We start from the raw sequence: 3,948 nt of genomic DNA on the forward strand, positions 1-3,948 counted from the left end.
TTTGGCATTGGGCCCTCGGCGCTGACGGAGGCCATGGGCATGCTCAACCACCATTTCGCAGCAGCCGCCTGATCGGCGCAGAGCGACAGCCTACCTCTGACTGCCGCCAATCTTTGCAACAGAGCCCCCTGGATCAGGTCGCGCACAAGGAAGCCGCTCCCGGGCTCGACCTCGCTGACTTCGTAGAGGCTCATCACCGACGATCGAAGGGCACGCAGGTAGATTTTGGTCGAGCCGCTCTCGTTCCAACCCCGGCGCCGAATATAGTCATCAACAATGTTCCGGTCCCCGGGTTCGATGGTGCGCGTGAGCAGATCCTCGAACGCGCATCCCCACAACACGCCGGCCCAATGATCGCCGACGATGTCTGCCAGCTCGTCCGCTTCGAAGTCGAACTCCTCCATCGCCAGACCGAGATGATCGCCGAGCGCCTCGCCCAGATGCTCGCCCCAGGCCGGCGAGGTGGCGAACTTCATGACGCCGGACAGATCGTGACCACGCTTCATGCCTGTTCCCTCTGCTGCTGACTGAATTGCTGGCGGTGCGCGGCGACGATGCGCGAGACCGTGGGTTCGCTGACGCCGTACAACCGTGCCATCTCGGCACCGGACTTGCGACCGGAGGTGACGGATTCGGCGATTTCGCGACGCTGCTTGTCGCCGAGCTTGCGCCGTCGTCCGCCGATCCGCCCTTCGGCACGTGCCTGGGCAAGGCCGGCGCTGGTGCGTTCGCGGATCATGGCCCGCTCGAACTCGGCGAAGCTTCCCACCATTTGCATCATCATCCGCCCTGCCGCGGTGGTGGTGTCGATCGCTTCGGTCAACGAACGAAAGCCCGCTCCCGCGAGCTCGATCCGCTCCATGATGTGCAGCATGTCCTTCAGGCTGCGCGACAGCCGGTCGAGCTTCCAGACGACGACGACATCTCCCTCGCGCAACTGCCCGATCATCTCCAGGAGCTTGGGTCGGTCCCATCGCCCGCCGCTAGCGGTCTCCTCGAATACACGTTTGCAGCCGAGCGCGTCGAGCGCGCGCCGCTGCGTGGCGTTCGACTGGTCGTCGCCCTTCGACACGCGGGCATAGCCGATCAGATAGGATTCGCGCGTCATCCAGCTTCTTTCACAAACGGCCGTATCCGGAGGTGGAAACAGGATGCACCAATTTCCGCAGCCTTGGGCCTTTCACAATCCTCTTTCATTAAGCGGGCAAAAGGCAAGAGGTTTTTGAAGGATGAAACATGCCCGCACGTATTCCGATGACCCAGCGGCAGCGCGCCGCATTGCTTGCTTTGCCCGACAGCGAGGCGGCGGTGGTGCGACACTATGGCCTCGATGCCGAGGACCTTGCTGCAATCGGCACCGCGCGCACTCCGGCAACCCGGTTGAGCTACGCCCTGCAACTCTGTTGCCTCCGCTTTCCGGGGCGGCATCTGCGCGCAGGCGAGCTGTTGCCTGCGATCATGCTCGACCATATCGCCGAGCAGGTCGGGGTGGATGCAGGCGCCATCGCCGACTTCGCGCGGCGAGCGCCGACCCGCTACGATCAGCTTGCCGCCATCAAGGCGCGCTTCGGCTTCACCGATCTGAGCCGGCCAGCGCGCGGTATCATGATGACCTGGCTGGAAATCGAAGCCATGCCCATCGTGGACGGGCGTATTCTGCTCGATCGACTGCTCGACGAGCTGCGCACGCGGCGCATCGTTATCCCCGGCATCAGCGTAGTCGAGCGGATGGCGGCCGAGGCGATGCTGCGGGTGGAAACCGATCTGGTCGCTGCAATCCATGATAAACTCGATGCGGATATGCGTCAGCGCCTCGATACGCTGGTCGATGAGAAGGTGCATGATCGACAGAGCCGCTTGTCGTGGCTGCGCGAACCACAGCCCCGCGTCGCGTCAGCCTCGCTCGCCGAAATCCTTGAGAAGGTCGCTCTGATCCGCAGGACCGGAATTTCCTGTGTTCCGGTCGATCCCCTGCACGAGCCACGCATGACGCAGTTCGCCCGCGAAGGCGTGCGCTATACCGCCCAGGCCTTCCAACAGATGCGCGCCTCCCGCAGGCGGGTCATCCTGCTTGCTACGCTGCGCGAGATGGAAGCCACGCTTACCGACGCGGCGATCGCCATGTTCGGCGCCTTGATGGGACGCGCTCACCTTCGTGCCCGCAAACGCCTGGAACAGGGAATCGCGATTTCGGGACGCGAAGGCCGTGACCGACTGATGCGCATCGCCACCGTGCTGGAAACAGTTAGCCGGGTAGCACGCACCGGTGAAGATATCGGCGCGGCCCTCAGGGATATCGTGCCTCTCGACATGCTCGATGCCGATGCCGCGATCATCCGTCGTACCGCGGCACCTCACAGGGACGATGTGTTGAGCGAGATCGCAGCCGAATACCGGACCTTCAAACGAATAGGACCTCTATTCCTGCAAACGCTCGATTTCCACGGCCGGGCCGGCACCGCGGCGTTGCGCAATGCGATGACGGTCCTGTCGGATCTTGATGGCGACTGGCGCAAGCCGCTCCCTGCCGACGTTCCGCTCGGTCATGTCGAGCGGCGCTGGCACCGCCATGTCGTGGTCGCCGGCAAGATCGACCGGACGCATTGGGAGATGGCCACCTACGGGGCGCTCGCCAATGCACTGGCATCGGGTGATATCTGGGTGCCGAGGTCACGGCTGCACAGGTCGCTGGAGGTGCTGCTCGCGCCATCAAGTGGCGCAGCGCTGCAACCGGTGTTCTCGCTCGGTGATCCACACGCATGGCTCGATCAGCGCGCCGCGCAACTCGACAAAGCCTTGTGCGACGTCGCCCAGAATCTGGCCGGACGTGATGCTGCCCTGTTCGCTGGCGAGCGATTGCGCTTCCCCAAGGAACTGAAGGACGATGATGCCGGGCACGACGAAGGACGGCATCTGACGCTTGCCTGCTACGGTATGCTGCCTGCCACGCGTATCACCGACGTGCTGTCGCAGGTCGAACGATGGACCGGCTTCACCCAGCACTTCGGGCACGTCTCGACCGGGTTGCCGCCTGGCGATGAGCAGGCCTTCCTCGCCACTCTGATTGCCGAAGCGACCAATCTTGGGCTGTCGCGCATGGCCGAGGTATGCGGCGCAGGGTCACGCCGCGCGCTGCTGCGCATGCAGACATGGCACATGCGCGAGGAAACCTTTCGGGCGGCGCTCGCCTGTCTGACCGACGCCATCCACGCCGAGCCGATCGCCGCCTGGTTTGGGCAAGGACACCGGGCTTCCGCGGATGGCCAGGCCTTCTACCTGGGCGGGCCGGGCGAAGCCGGCGGAGCGGTCAACGCCCATTATGGTCGCGACCCAGTGGTCAAGATCTACACCACCATCACCGACCGCTACGCGCCGCTGCACCAGACGGTGATCGCCGGCACGGCAGGAGAAGCCATCCATGCGCTCGATGGGCTCCTCGGCCATGACAGCAACGCCGATCTGACCGCGCTGCACGTCGATGGAGGCGGCGTTTCCGACATCGTGTTCGCAACGATGCATCTCCTCGGGCTCGATTTCGAGCCGCGCATTCCTCGCCTGTCCGACCGGCGCCTCTACGCATTCGAACCTTCGAAGCGCTATGGCAGGCTTGCGCCACTGTTCGGTCACAGGCTCAACCGGGATCTGATCGTCAGCCACTGGCCGGATATCGAACGCGTCATCGGCGCGATGCGTGATCGCACCGTTACGCCCTCGCTGATCCTCAAAAAGCTATCCGCCTACCGCCAGCAGAACAGCCTCGCCGCGGCGCTCCGCGAGGTAGGACGGATCGAGCGCACGCTGTTCACGTTGCGCTGGTTCGACGGCTCTGTTGCAAAAATCGTGAAGCTTGAGCATGCTTGGCGGAGATTGGACGGACGGAACGATGACGGATTTCAAGTGGCGCCATTTCCAGGGTGATGTGATCCTGTGGGCGGTGCGCTGGTATTG

The 3,948-nt window shown here is 63.9% G+C and carries 1 protein-coding gene and 2 pseudogenes; 1 reads left to right on the forward strand and 2 read right to left on the reverse strand.

Features of this window, described 5'->3' with window-relative positions; genetic code table 11:
* Together WA070_RS05085 and WA070_RS05090 are read right to left on the reverse strand one after the other, a co-directional pair.
* Nucleotides 1-506, reverse strand: a pseudogene (locus WA070_RS05085) (hypothetical protein); the annotation flags it as partial.
* On the reverse strand, nt 503-1,108 hold the full coding sequence (locus tag WA070_RS05090) for a recombinase family protein (protein WP_021226800.1): 606 nt from the start codon (nt 1,106-1,108) through the stop codon (nt 503-505). The pseudogene WA070_RS05085 and the gene WA070_RS05090, both read right to left, overlap by 4 nt.
* A 128-nt stretch (nt 1,109-1,236) precedes the next feature.
* Between WA070_RS05090 and WA070_RS05095 the strand changes: the two are divergent.
* A pseudogene (locus WA070_RS05095) lies at nt 1,237-3,822 on the forward strand (Tn3 family transposase); the annotation flags it as partial.
* Nucleotides 3,823-3,948 lie beyond the last annotated feature (126 nt).

This window comes from Sphingobium sp. (genome assembly GCF_049304695.1).
Taxonomy (GTDB): Bacteria; Pseudomonadota; Alphaproteobacteria; order Sphingomonadales; family Sphingomonadaceae; genus Sphingobium.

Excerpts from the sequence above, each read along its gene's own strand:
- WA070_RS05090 (WP_021226800.1), bottom strand. The coding sequence starts at position 1,108 with ATGACGCGCGAATCCTATCTGATCGGCTATGCCCGCGTGTCGAAGGGC.